Raw genomic sequence first — 10947 nt, 5'->3', positions numbered from 1 at the left:
GCCGCCGCGGTCAGCGCGAGTCCCACGGCCGCCGCGGACCGGCGCCGGCGCCGGCGGGGACGGGGCAGGCGCCATCCGGCGCGCACCCGGACGGGCGGGAAGTCGGGCACCTCGGACGTCGGGGGAGCGGATGCAGCGGACACGGACGTCACCACCTGCGGGATCGAAGTCGTTCGCAGTCGAACGGACGGGCACCTCGCCCGTCTCGCCGACCACGATCCGCCTCCGCGCCGGATCCCGCTGAACCCCGTGTACTACCGAGCGGTTGTGGACAACTCCGCCACCCGAACGGGAAGTTCAGCCCGCCCGAACGGGAAGTTCAGCCCCCAGAACGAGGGGTTCAGGCCGCCCGAACGGGAAGTTCAGCCAGCCCGAACGGGAAGTTCAGGCCGCGCGACGGATCACGGCAGCCGGATCCCCGGGTCCATCCCGCCGAGCGCGGCCGGGCACAGACAGTCCCGCTCGCCGGTGGCCGGAAGCCCGGCGACCGCGTCGAAGAGCACCGTGCGCAGCCGGTCCACGTTCGCCGCGAACACCTGGAGCACCTCGTCGTGCGAGACGCCCTCACCGCTCTCCGCCCCCGCGTCCAGGTCGGTGACCAGGGTCAGCGACGTGTAGCAGAGCTCCAGTTCGCGGGCGAGCATCGCCTCCGGGTGTCCGGTCATGCCGACCACCGACCAGCCCATCGCGGCGTGCCACCGCGACTCGGCCCTGGTCGAGAAGCGGGGGCCCTCGACGACGACGAGCGTCCCGCCGTCCACCGGCTCCCAGTCCTTGCCGCGCGCCGCCTTCACCACGACCTTGCGCCCCACCGGGCAGTACGGGTCGGCCGGCGAGACGTGCACGACGTTCGGCACGGTGCCGTCCGGCAGCGGGTGCCCGTCGAAGTAGGTCTGCGCGCGGGACTTCGTACGGTCCACGAACTGGTCGGGGACCAGCAGTGTCCCCGGCCCGTACTCGGGCCGCAGACCGCCCACCGCGCAGGGGCCGAGCACCTGGCGCACGCCGACCGAGCGCAGGGCCCACAGGTTGGCGCGGTAGTTGATGCGGTGCGGCGGCAGGTGATGGCCGCGGCCGTGCCGGGGCAGGAAGGCGACCCGGCGCCCGGCGATCTCGCCGAGGAAGAGCGAGTCGCTGGGCGGGCCGTAGGGGGTGTCCACCTGGATTTCGGTCACGTCGTCCAGGAACGAGTAGAAGCCTGAGCCGCCGATCACGCCGATCTCGGCCTCGGTGCGTGGGGTCGCGTTGGTCGCCATGGTCAGCACAGTAGCCAAGGCGGGAACGCCGAAGACCCCGCCGTCGGGGACGACAGGGTCTCGTGGGACGCCGTGGGACGCCGTCGGAGTGGGGCGCGCCTAGGCGGCGGACGACGACGAGCCGGAAGAGCTGCTGGAGGAGCTCGACGAACTCGACGAACTCGACGAACTCGATGAAGCGGACGAGGCCGACTTCGAGTCGGAGGACGTCGACGAGGTCGACTTCGACTCCGACGAGCCCGAGGTCTTCGATGCCGAGGACGACGCCGGGCTGCTGCTCGACGAGGAGCCGCGGCTGTCGTTGCGGTAGAAGCCGGAGCCCTTGAACACGATGCCGACGGCCGAGAACACCTTCTTCAGGCGGCCACCGCAGTTGGGGCACTCGGTCAGGGCGTCGTCGGTGAACTTCTGCACCGCCTCGAGGCCCTCGCCGCACTCGGTGCACTGGTACTGGTAAGTCGGCACTGTGTCTTCCTCCTGGCACTCTCACTCAATGAGTGCTAACGACGCTCCATAGTGGCCTATTCCACGGGATCAGTCCACTGCCACCGGCACGCGGTGACCGACGCCACGTGCCACGGTCCGCCCCGCGGAGGGCGGAGCGAGCCGTGAACGCAGCAGGAACATGAGCATCAGGGCGAGCACGGTGCCGCCCATCGGGACCAGGAATCCGGCCCCGTCCCAGAACCGGTCCTCCAGCTGTCCCGCCACCGTCACGGCCGCCGCCTGACCGAGCGCGACCGCCCCGGTCAGCCAGGTGAAGGCCTCGGTCCGGGAGCCCGCGGGGACGATCTTCTCGACGAGCGTGTAGCCGGTGATCAGGGCGGGCGCGATGCACACGCCGACCAGCAGGCCGAGCCCGGCGAGCAGCAGCACCGACTGCGCCACCCACAGGCCGGACGCCATCACGGCGAGGGCCGTGTAGGCGACCAGGAGGCGGCGCTGCGGGGACACCTTCCAGGCGATGGCGCCGCAGACGATGCCGGAGAGCATGTTGCCCGCGGCGAAGATCCCGTACAGGACGCCGTTCATGCCGGGCTCGCCGATCGCCTCCGTGTAGGCGGCGAGCGAGACCTGCATGCCGCCGAAGACCGAGCCGATCCCGAGGAACGTCACGATCAGGACCCGCACGCCCGGCACCCGCAGCGCGGAGGCGTGCTCCACGCGCGCGTGCCCGTCGGCCCGGTTCACCGGGGGCTGGGTGCGCTTCTGGGCGGCGAACAGCAGGCCGCCGACGAGGGTCAGCGATGCCTCGGTGATCAGACCGGCGGCCGGGTTGATGCCGGTGCACAGGGCGGTCGCGAAGAGCGGGCCGAGGACGAAGGTGAACTCGTCGGTGACCGACTCGAAGGCGGCCGCGGTCTGCAGCAGCGGCGAGCCCTGGAGCCGCACGCCCCAGCGGGCCCGCACCATGGGCCCGATCTGCGGCGTGGAGGCGCCCGTCGGCACGGCCGCGAGGAACAGGGACCAGGTGGGCGCCCCGGAGAGCGCCAGCGCGGTCAGGGTGAGCCCCGAGGCGGTGTGCACGAGGACGCCGGGGAGCAGCACGGCGCGCTGCCCGAAGCGGTCGGCCAGTTTGCCGGTGTAGGGCGCGAACAGCGCCATGGAGACACCGGTCGTGGCGGAGACCGCGCCCGCGGTGCCGTAGGAGCCGGTGGTGTGCTGGACGAGCAGCACGATCGAGATGGTCAGCATCGCGAACGGCTGGCGCGCGGCGAAGCCGGGGAGCAGGAACGTCCAGGCCCCGCGGGTGCGCAGCAGCTGTCCGTAGCCCGGACGCTGTGCTCGCCTGTTGTCGGGTTCGGTGACCGTGGCCTTGTCCGGCACGGCCCTTGCCTTTCTGCCGCCTGGTGACGCGTCGCCCTCTGGTCGAGAAGGTGCCGCGTCGAGAGCCGTCCTCATGCGCCGGGAACCGAGTGATACCTACGGTCCGCGCCAGGAGAGGCCCTGGGCCAAGCAGATCAGCGAAGTGCTGCAAGGGGACCGCGGCCGCTTTGCGGTCGCGCCGGCTCTACGTCAGGCAGAGTCGGTGGAACTGTGGATCTGGGAATCGTGGCCGGCCCGAGCGTGGTGTGGGCCGACCGGTCCATGGTAACGGGGTCACCGGGTGGTGGGGTCGCCGCCCGTGCCCAGCCAGCCGGCCAGCTTGCCGCCGTGGGCGACGGCCCGCAGGCGCGCCTCGGCCGCGTCCCGTACCGGGTCGGTGGCCACGACCAGCAGCTCGTCGCTGTTGCGCAGCACCGTGGTGGGCGCGGGCACGAAGGAGGTCCCGTCGCGGACGACGAGGGTGACGGCGGCGCCCTTGGGCAGCCGCAGCTCGCCGACCTCCACGCCGTGCATCCGGGAGCCCTGGGGGACGGAGACGGACAGCAGATGCCCGCGCAGGCGCTCCAGGGGCGCCGATTCGATGCCGAGGTCGGCGGCCCCCGAGCCCTCCCCGAGCCGCAGTTTCCTGGCCAGCCAGGGCAGCGTGGGGCCCTGGACGAGGGTGTAGACGACGACCAGGACGAAGACGATGTTGAAGATCCGGCGGCTGTCGGCGACGCCGGTCACCATCGGGATGGTCGCCAGGATGATGGGCACGGCGCCGCGCAGCCCCGCCCACGACATCAGGGCCTGTTCCCGCCACGGCATGCGGAAGGGCGCCAGGCTGATGACGACCTCCAGGGGGCGGGCGATCACGGTGAGCACGAGTCCGATGAGGAGCGCGGGCACTATGTCGTCGGCCAGCTCGTGCGGGGTGACGAGCAGACCGAGCAGGACGAACATGCCGATCTGGGCGATCCAGCCGAGGCCCTCGGCGAATCCGCGGGTGGCCGGCCAGTGCGGCAGCTTCGCGTTGCCCATCACCATGGAGGCCAGGTAGACGGCGAGGAACCCGCTGCCGTGGGCGATGGCGCCCGCGGCGTACGCGACGGTGGCGATGGCCATGACGGCGATCGGGTAGAGGCCGGAGGCGGGCAGCGCGACGTGGCGCAGCCCGTAGGAGCCGAGCCATCCGACCGCGAGTCCTATCGCCGCGCCGATCGTGAGCTCCAGGGCGATCTCGCCGACGAGGTGGTACCAGTGCTCCACGGGTCCGGCGGCGGAGAACGCGACGACGAGGATGACGACGGGGGCGTCGTTGAAGCCCGACTCCGCCTCCAGGACGCCGGTGATGCGCGACGGGAGCGGCACCTTACGAAGGACGGAGAAAACGGCCGCGGCGTCCGTGGAGGACACCACCGCGCCGATGATGAGGGCCTGCCGCCATTCCAGGCCCACCAGGTAGTGCGCACCCGCCGCCGTCACGCCCACGCTCACCGCGACGCCGGCGAGGGACAGCGCGGCGGCCGCCGGGAGCGCCGGTCTGATCTCCTTCCACTTCGTCCCCAGTCCGCCCTCGGCCAGGATCACGACGAGTGCCGCGTACCCGATGACCTGGGTCAACTCGGCGTTGCTGAAGGAGACGTTGCCGATGCCGTCCTGGCCCATGGCGATGCCGATGCCGAGGTACAGGAGCAGGCTGGGCAGCCCGCTGCGCGAGGAGATGCGCACCGCGGCGACCGCGATGAGCAGCACGAGGGCGCTGACGAGCAGGAGCTGGTTGAGGTGGTGGACAGTCAGGGGCTGTTCCTTCCGTGCTGCGGAGTTACTTCGTTACCTTACCTAATCGTTAACGCGTTCTTGATGCCCGGCCGCCTTGTGGAAGCCCTGCGGGGACCCGCTTCTTGACTCCGCGTCCGGCCCCGCACCGCACTGCTCGTATGGTTGCTCTCGCCCGCCGCTAGCGAAGGACAGCAAGGATCGCGATGCCCTCCACTACGAACGCCTCTTCCGGCCGCCAGTCCGGGAAGAAGAAGGGGCGCCGAGCCCGACTGATCGTGATCGTCCTGGTGTTGGCCGTCGTCGCGGGCATCGGATACGGCGCCTACTGGAGCGTGGACGGCGTGCGCGCCTCCATGCCGCAGACCACGGGCTCCGTCGACATGGACGGGCTCGACGGGCCCGTGCAGGTCAAGCGGGACGGTTACGGCATCCCGCAGATCTACGCCTCCTCGGACGAGGACCTGTTCATGGCGCAGGGCTACGTCCAGGCGCAGGACCGCTTCTACGAGATGGACGTGCGACGCCATACGACCTCCGGTCGGCTCTCCGAGATGTTCGGCAAGAGCCAGGTCAAGACCGATGAGTTCCTGCGGACCCTGGGCTGGCACCGGGTCGCGCAGGAGGAGTACGAGTCCAAGCTCTCGCCGGAGACCAAGAAGTACCTCCAGGCGTACGCCAAGGGAGTCAACGCCTACCTGGCGGGCAAGAGCGGCAAGGAGATCTCGGCCGAGTACGTGGCACTCGGCTTCGAGAACGACTACAAGCCGCAGAAGTGGACGCCGGTCGACTCGGTGGCCTGGCTGAAGGCGATGGCCTGGGACCTGCGCGGCAACATGCAGGACGAGATCGACCGCTCGCTGATGACGAGCCGCCTCGGCCCGCAGCAGATCAAGGACCTCTACCCCGCCTACCCGTACGACCGGAACAAGCCGATCGTGCAGGAGGGCGCCTACAACAGCGCCACGAAGTCCTACGACCCGGCCGCCTCCGCCGGCGACGCGCAGTCCACCGGCGGCGCCGCGGGCACCGGCCTGACGGGCGGCACGCAGGCGCCCAGCGACCTCCAGAGCCAGCTGGGCGGGGTCGCCGACGTCCTGGACCAGATCCCCGACTCCGCGGGCCTGGGGCCGAACGGCAACGGCATCGGCTCCAACTCCTGGGTGGTCTCGGGCGACCACACCATCACCGGCAAGCCGCTGCTCGCCAACGACCCGCACCTGGCGCCGCAACTGCCGTCGGTCTGGTACCAGATGGGCCTGCACTGCACGAGCGTCTCCAGCAAGTGCCAGTACGACGTGTCGGGCTACACGTTCGCCGGCATGCCGGGCGTGATCATCGGCCACAACGGCAAGATCTCCTGGGGCCTGACCAACTCGGGCGCCGACGTCACCGACCTCTACCTGGAGCGGTTCAACGGCGACGGCTACACGTACGACGACAAGACGGTGCCGTTCAAGACCCGCAAGGAAGTCATCAAGGTCGCGGGCGGCAGCGACAAGACGATCACCGTCCGCGAGACCAACAACGGGCCGCTGGTCTCCGACCGCAACGACGAGCTCGTCAAGGTCGGCAAGAAGGCCACCGTCGACGCCACCGCGCCCGACCGCGGCGACGGCTACGGGGTCGCGCTGCGCTGGACCGCGCTGACGCCCGGCAACACCATGGACGCGGTCTTCGAGATCGACAGGGCGCAGAACTGGAGCGACTTCCGCAAGGCGGCCGCCGACTTCCAGGTGCCCTCGCAGAACCTCACGTACGCCGACACCGAGGGCCACATCGGCTACCAGCTGCCGGGCCGCATCCCGATCCGCGGCGAGGGCAACGGCTCGCTGCCGTCGCCGGGCTGGGACTCCAAGTACCGCTGGACCGGCTTCATCAAGCAGGCCGAGCTGCCCTACGAGTACGACCCGAAGCGCGGCTACATCGTCACGGCCAACCAGGCCGTGGTCGACGAGGACTACCCGTACACGCTCACCACGGACTGGGGCTACGGCACCCGCAGCCAGCGCATCACCGACCTGATCGAGTCGAAGATCAAGGACGGCGGCAAGATCTCCACCGACGACATGCGCACCATGCAGATGGACAACAGCAGCGAGATCGCGAAGCTGCTGGTGCCCTACCTGTTGAAGATCGACGTCAAGGACAAGGACGTCAGGGAGGCGCAGCAGCTCCTGGAGAACTGGGACTACACCCAGAACCCGGACTCGGCGGCGGCCGCCTACTTCAACTCGGTCTGGCGCAACATCCTGAAGCTGGCCTTCGGCAACAAGCTGCCCAAGGAGCTGCGGGTCAAGGGCCAGTGCCTGAGCGTCACCCCGGTCGACACCACGGGCCCGGCCGACGAGGACCGCAAGGTGCGCGAGTGCGGCGAGCGGGACGCGGACTCGGCGCAGCCGGACGGCGGCGACCGCTGGTTCCAGGTCGTGCGCACCATCCTCAAGGACCAGAAGAGCGAGTGGTGGCAGGCGCCGAAGACGCGCACCGACAAGGCCTCCGTCAACCGGGACCAGCTGTTCGGCCGCGCCCTGAAGGACGCCCGCTGGGACCTGACGGCCAAGCTCGGCAAGGACATCGACACCTGGAGCTGGGGCCGGCTGCACAAGCTGGAGCTGAAGAACCAGACCCTCGGCACGGCGGGCCCCGGCTGGCTGCAGTACGTGCTCAACCGCGGCCCCTGGAAGCTCGGCGGCGGCGAGGCGGCGGTGAACGCGACCGGCTGGAACGCGGCGGGCGGCTACGGGGTCAACTGGGTGCCGTCGATGCGGATGGTGGTGAACCTGGACGATCTCGACAAGTCCAAGTGGATCAACCTGACCGGCGCCTCGGGCCACACCTTCAGCTCCCACTACACGGACCAGACCGACAAGTGGATCAAGGGCGAGCTGCTGCCGTGGCACTTCACGGACAAGGCCGTCGGCGACAACACCTCGGACACGCTGGTCCTGAAGCCGTAGCCGTCTGACGGGTCGCCGAGAAGAAGCCGAGAAAGAAGCCGAGAAGAAGACGAGAAGGGGCCTCCACGCGCGCGTGGAGGCCCCTTCTCGTCTGGGTGGGCGGCTAGTTGAAGCGCCGGACCCCCGAAGGCGTCACGACGGCGTCCACGGCCTTGTCGTGCGCCTCCTCGGGGAGGTGCGCGACGACCTCGACGTCGTGCAGCAGCACCACGAGGGCCGGGTGCGCGCCGGCGGCCGCCAGCCGGGCCAGCACCCGGTCGTACGAGCCGCCGCCCCGGCCGAGCCGCATCCCGCGCCCGTCGACGGCGAGCCCCGGCAGCAGGACGGCGTCCGCCGCCAGGACGGCGTCGGGCCCGAGGCGTTCGCCGCCCGGTTCCAGGAGGGCCATCTTCCCCGGGTGCCGGACGCGGACGAGCGAGGAAGCGCCTTCGTACGCGCCCCAGTCCAGGTCGTTGTCGTCCAGCAGCACCGGCAGCAGGACCCGCGTCCCGCGCGCGCGGAGGGCGTCAAGGAGTGCGCCCGTGCCCGGCTCGTGGCCCACGGAGACGTACGCGGCCACCGTGCGGGCCGTCGCCAGTTCGGCCAGGTCGAGCGCGCGCTCGGCCACGAGCCGCTCCGTCTCCCGCACGTCATCCTCCGGCAACGCGTTCCTCACCGCGAGGAACTCCCGCCGCAATGTGCGCTTGTCAGGGTGGGCGCCACGCGGGTCGCCCGTGTGCTGGCTCATGGTCGGCTCACAAGTCTCTCCTTATCCACGCATATATGTGCCATCTAAGCGGACCCACAGATTCCGCCCATGGGGGCCGGTTAAGGTGACGGGCATGACTGACTCGCACACCAGGATCACCAAGGCTGTCATCCCGGCCGCCGGTCTCGGCACCCGGTTCCTCCCGGCCACGAAAGCGACTCCCAAGGAGATGCTTCCGGTCGTGGACAAGCCCGCGATCCAGTACGTGGTCGAAGAGGCCGTGTCCGCGGGTCTCGATGACGTCCTCATGATCACGGGCCGCAACAAGCGCCCGCTGGAAGACCACTTCGACCGCAACTACGAGCTGGAGTCCGCCCTTCAGAAGAAGGGCGACGCCAACCGCCTCGCGAAGGTCCAGGAGTCCAGCGACCTCGCCACCATGCACTACGTCCGCCAGGGCGACCCCAGGGGCCTCGGCCACGCCGTCCTGTGCGCCGCCCCGCACGTCGGCAACGAGCCCTTCGCGGTCCTCCTCGGCGACGACCTGATCGACCCGCGCGACCCGCTGCTCGCGCGCATGGTCGAGGTCCAGGAGCAGCACGGCGGCAGCGTCATCGCGCTCATGGAGGTGGATCCGGCGCAGATCCACCTCTACGGATGCGCGGCCGTGGAGGCCACCGCCGACGGTGACGTCGTCAAGGTCACCGACCTCGTCGAGAAGCCGGACCCGGCCGACGCCCCCTCGAACTACGCGATCATCGGCCGCTACGTCCTGGACCCGCACGTCTTCGACATACTGCGCCGGACCGAGCCGGGCCGCGGCGGCGAGATCCAGCTCACCGACGCCCTCCAGCAGCTGGCCGCGGACGAGAAGGTCGGCGGCCCCGTGCACGGCGTCGTCTTCAAGGGCCGCCGCTATGACACCGGCGACCGGGGCGACTATCTGCGTGCCATTGTCAGACTCGCGTGCGAACGTGAGGACCTGGGCCCGGACTTCCGGACCTGGCTTCGCAGTTACGTCACCGAGGAGATGTAGCACCTTGAGCAGCGCGACCACGGCGTCCACCGCCGGCCAGCAGCACATCTGGTCGGTGGACGAGCACCTTGAGGACATCCTCAGCACCGTCCACCCGCTCGACCCCATCGAGCTCCAGCTCCTCGACGCACAGGGCTGCGTGCTCGTCGAGGACGTGACGGTGCCGGTCTCGCTGCCCCCGTTCGACAACAGCTCGATGGACGGGTACGCGGTGCGCGTCGCCGATGTCGCGGGCGCGAGCGAGGAGTTCCCCGCCGTGCTCACCGTGATCGGCGACGTCGCCGCGGGCCAGGCCGGGCAGCTCACGGTCGGCCCCGGCCAGGCGGCCCGCATCATGACCGGCGCCCCGCTGCCGTCCGGCGCCGAGGCCGTCGTCCCGGTCGAGTGGACCGACGGAGGTCTCGGCGCGGGCCCGGTCGACTCGATGGCCGCCCACAGCGCGGCTCCCGAGGGCGCGTCGGGCGAGGTCCGCGTGCACCGCCCCGCCGAGGCCCGCGCGCACGTCCGCGCGCAGGGCAGCGACGTCCGCTCCGGCGACCGCGCCCTCACCGCGGGCACGGTCCTCGGCCCGCCGCAGATCGCCCTGCTCGCCGCCATCGGCCGCGGCACCGTCCGGGTGCGCCCGCGCCCGCGCGTGGTCGTCGTCTCCACCGGCAGCGAACTCGTGCAGCCCGGCGAGCCGTTGGGCCCCGGCCAGATCCACGACTCGAACAGCTTCGCGCTGACGGCCGCCGCCCGCGACGCCGGCGCGATCGCCTACCGGGTCGGCGCGGTCTCCGACGACGCCGAGACGCTCCGCTCCACCATCGAGGACCAGCTGATCCGCGCCGACCTGATCGTGACGACCGGCGGGGTCAGCGTCGGGGCGTACGACGTCGTCAAGGAGGCCCTCTCCTCGATCGGCGACCCGGACGAGGAGGACGGCATCGGCGCCGGCAGCGGCGTCGAGTTCCGCAAGCTCGCGATGCAGCCGGGCAAGCCGCAGGGCTTCGGCTCCATCGGCCCCGACCACACCCCGCTGCTCGCCCTGCCGGGCAACCCCGTCTCCTCGTACGTCTCCTTCGAGGTGTTCGTGCGGCCCGCGATCAGGACGCTGATGGGCCTGCCCCGGGACACCGTGCGGCGCCCCGTCGAGCGCGCCGTCCTGACGGCCGACAAGGCCCTGACCTCGCCCGGCGGCCGCCGCCAGTTCCTGCGCGGCGCGTACGACGCGGAGGCCGGCCAGGTCGCCACCGTCGGCGGTTCCGGCTCGCACCTCGTCGCCGCCCTCGCGCACGCGGACGCGCTGATCGTGGTGCCCGAGGACGTGACGTCGGTGGAGCCGGGCACCGAGGTGGACGTGGTCCTGCTGGGCTGACCGGTCCGGTGGCCGGGGGCTCGCGGTACCGTGTCGCGCAAACAGTCCGGCGCGCCGCACCGCGC

8 protein-coding genes are annotated in these 10947 nt (G+C 70.9%); 3 read left to right on the top strand and 5 right to left on the bottom strand.

The window, feature by feature from the left end; all coding sequences use genetic code 11:
- Positions 1 to 401: 401 nt before the first annotated feature.
- From RBJ77_RS29895 to RBJ77_RS29880, 4 genes are all read right to left on the bottom strand, one after another.
- Complete coding sequence (locus RBJ77_RS29895) at positions 402 to 1256, bottom strand: S-methyl-5'-thioadenosine phosphorylase (protein ID WP_255972574.1); 855 nt, start codon at positions 1254 to 1256, stop codon at positions 402 to 404.
- Positions 1257 to 1355: 99 nt separating this feature from the next.
- Positions 1356 to 1721, bottom strand: coding sequence for an FmdB family zinc ribbon protein (locus RBJ77_RS29890; protein WP_372347852.1), 366 nt, complete (start codon positions 1719 to 1721; stop codon positions 1356 to 1358).
- 69 nt (positions 1722 to 1790) lie between these two features.
- The gene (locus RBJ77_RS29885) at positions 1791 to 3083 is read right to left on the bottom strand and encodes an MFS transporter (protein WP_372347851.1); all 1293 of its coding nucleotides are present in this window, start codon (positions 3081 to 3083) and stop codon (positions 1791 to 1793) included.
- Between the two features lie 273 nt (positions 3084 to 3356).
- Positions 3357 to 4862, bottom strand: a complete 1506-nt coding sequence (locus RBJ77_RS29880) for a potassium/proton antiporter (RefSeq protein WP_372347855.1) — start codon at positions 4860 to 4862, stop codon at positions 3357 to 3359.
- 185 nt (positions 4863 to 5047) lie between these two features.
- Between RBJ77_RS29880 and RBJ77_RS29875 the strand changes: the two genes are divergently transcribed.
- Positions 5048 to 7801, top strand: coding sequence for a penicillin acylase family protein (locus tag RBJ77_RS29875; protein ID WP_372347850.1), 2754 nt, complete (start codon positions 5048 to 5050; stop codon positions 7799 to 7801).
- A gap of 103 nt (positions 7802 to 7904) precedes the next feature.
- Here RBJ77_RS29875 and RBJ77_RS29870 read toward each other — a convergent pair whose 3' ends face one another.
- Entirely contained in the window at positions 7905 to 8528 is a 624-nt protein-coding gene (locus tag RBJ77_RS29870) for a 5-formyltetrahydrofolate cyclo-ligase (protein WP_372347849.1), read from the bottom strand.
- 94 nt (positions 8529 to 8622) lie between these two features.
- Here RBJ77_RS29870 and galU point away from each other — a divergent pair, with 94 nt between their 5' ends.
- On the top strand, positions 8623 to 9525 hold the full coding sequence (gene galU / locus RBJ77_RS29865; protein ID WP_372347848.1) for a UTP--glucose-1-phosphate uridylyltransferase GalU: 903 nt from the start codon (positions 8623 to 8625) through the stop codon (positions 9523 to 9525).
- Positions 9526 to 9529: 4 nt separating this feature from the next.
- Complete coding sequence (gene glp, locus RBJ77_RS29860) at positions 9530 to 10882, top strand: gephyrin-like molybdotransferase Glp (RefSeq protein WP_372347847.1); 1353 nt, start codon at positions 9530 to 9532, stop codon at positions 10880 to 10882.
- Positions 10883 to 10947: the final 65 nt, after the last annotated feature.

Source organism: Streptomyces sp. KL116D (genome assembly GCF_030766975.1).
In the GTDB taxonomy this organism is placed as follows: Bacteria; Actinomycetota; Actinomycetes; order Streptomycetales; family Streptomycetaceae; genus Streptomyces; species Streptomyces longispororuber_A.
Note: the sequence above shows the minus strand (reverse complement) of the source record. Positions and strands in the feature narration are given on the sequence as shown.

Excerpts from the sequence above, each read along its gene's own strand:
- RBJ77_RS29895 (WP_255972574.1), bottom strand. The coding sequence starts at position 1,256 with ATGGCGACCAACGCGACCCCACGCACCGAGGCCGAGATCGGCGTGATC.
- RBJ77_RS29875 (WP_372347850.1), top strand. The coding sequence starts at position 5,048 with ATGCCCTCCACTACGAACGCCTCTTCCGGCCGCCAGTCCGGGAAGAAG.
- RBJ77_RS29870 (WP_372347849.1), bottom strand. The coding sequence starts at position 8,528 with ATGAGCCAGCACACGGGCGACCCGCGTGGCGCCCACCCTGACAAGCGC.
- galU (WP_372347848.1), top strand. The coding sequence starts at position 8,623 with ATGACTGACTCGCACACCAGGATCACCAAGGCTGTCATCCCGGCCGCC.